This window comes from uncultured Limnohabitans sp., assembly GCF_937889215.1.
Lineage (GTDB): Bacteria > Pseudomonadota > Gammaproteobacteria > Burkholderiales > Burkholderiaceae_C > Limnohabitans_A.
This window is the reverse complement of record NZ_CALBEX010000132.1, coordinates 1-1,383: the sequence shown is the minus strand read 5'-3', so window position 1 is coordinate 1,383 and position 1,383 is coordinate 1. Positions and strand designations below refer to the sequence as shown.

General features: G+C 61.5%; 1 protein-coding gene. It reads right to left on the bottom strand.

The annotated features are described in order from the left end of the window. Positions 1 to 58: 58 nt before the first annotated feature. On the bottom strand, positions 59 to 1,383 hold a 1,325-nt coding region (locus Q0341_RS03440), incomplete at its 5' end, for a nitric oxide reductase activation protein NorD (protein ID WP_299510575.1).

Sequence of the window (1,383 nt, the reverse complement as noted above, 5' to 3'; positions counted from 1 at the left end):
GGTCGATGCCGCTGTAGGTTTTGGTGCGGCTTTGGATGATGCTCATGGGGGATCCTGTTCAACGGGTCAGTCCAGCATACAGGACGGGGAGTTTTTCGGGCAGGCGCTCGACCTTGTCGACCACCAGGTAATGGCGTTCGCCAAAAATGCGGCTGACGTATTGGTCGGCGCGGGGGTCCAAGCTCATGCAATAGGTGGTCACTCCGTTGCGAGCGGCCGCCTCGACGGCTTTTTTGGTGTCGTGGCGCAGGTACTGCGGGTCGCGCACATCCACATCGGCGGGCTCGCCGTCGGTGATGACCAGCAAGAGTTTTTTGCTGCTGCGCTGGGCTTTGAGCGCGGCCGTGGCGTGCCGAATGGCCGCGCCCATGCGGGTGGACAACTGGCCTTGCATGCCCGCCAAGCGGGCCTTGGCCAAGTCGTCGTAGGACTGGTCGAAGTCTTTGAAGCGCCAGTAGTTCACGTCGTGGCGGCCATCCGAACAAAAGCCATGGATCGCAAAAGGGTCGCCCACCTTCTGGATCGCATCGGCCAACAAAGCGCAGGCCGAGCGGGTCAGGTCCAACACCGTGTGTTCTTGCCCCGCCACTTTGTCGTTCGTGGAGTGCGACAGGTCAAGCAAGACCAGCACCGAGATGTCGCGGGTTTTGCGCACGCTGCGCATCATGATGCGCGGGTCGGGCTGACGGCCCATGCGCATCTCGATCACCGAAGCCAACGCAGCGTTGAGGTCAATCTCATCGCCATCCTCGAGCTTGCGGATGCGCTGCACCCCTTGGGGCTGCATGGCATCCAAAATGAATTTCATGCGACCGATCAAACGGCGGTGCTCGCTCAAGATGCCATCGATCAGCGTCGGGTCGCCCGCTTTGGGCCGACGCTCTTGCACCGTGGCCCAAGCGGGACGCTCGAGCTGGGTCATGTGGTCCCACTCGGCGTAATGCACGGGCGGCAACACCGGTTCGCGACCTTCGCTTTCATTGAAGGACACGCCCAGGTCTTCATAAGGGAACAACTCGGTGCCCAGCACCCAGACCTCTTGCGCGTCGTCGCCAGCACCCTCCACTTCCAGCTCGTTGACGAATTCCATCAAGTTGACTTGCTTGCGCACCTTTTGGGGCGGCTCGTAACCCGCAGCGACCGAACGCTCAAAGTCATAGCCATCAAAGGCCCAAAAATAGCGGTTGTCGTCGCGGTAGACGGCGGCTTGACCATCCGTTCGGGGAGCGAAGGCGGGGCCTTGCGTGAGCTCGCGGTAGCTGTGCGCCAACTGCACACCCATAGCCCACGATTCGCTGTTGTTGTGGGGCTGGGCCAGCAGGCGTGGCATGGCTTCGGCCATCAAGGCACGGCCTTGGGCAATCCAAGGGTGATCGTCTTCAT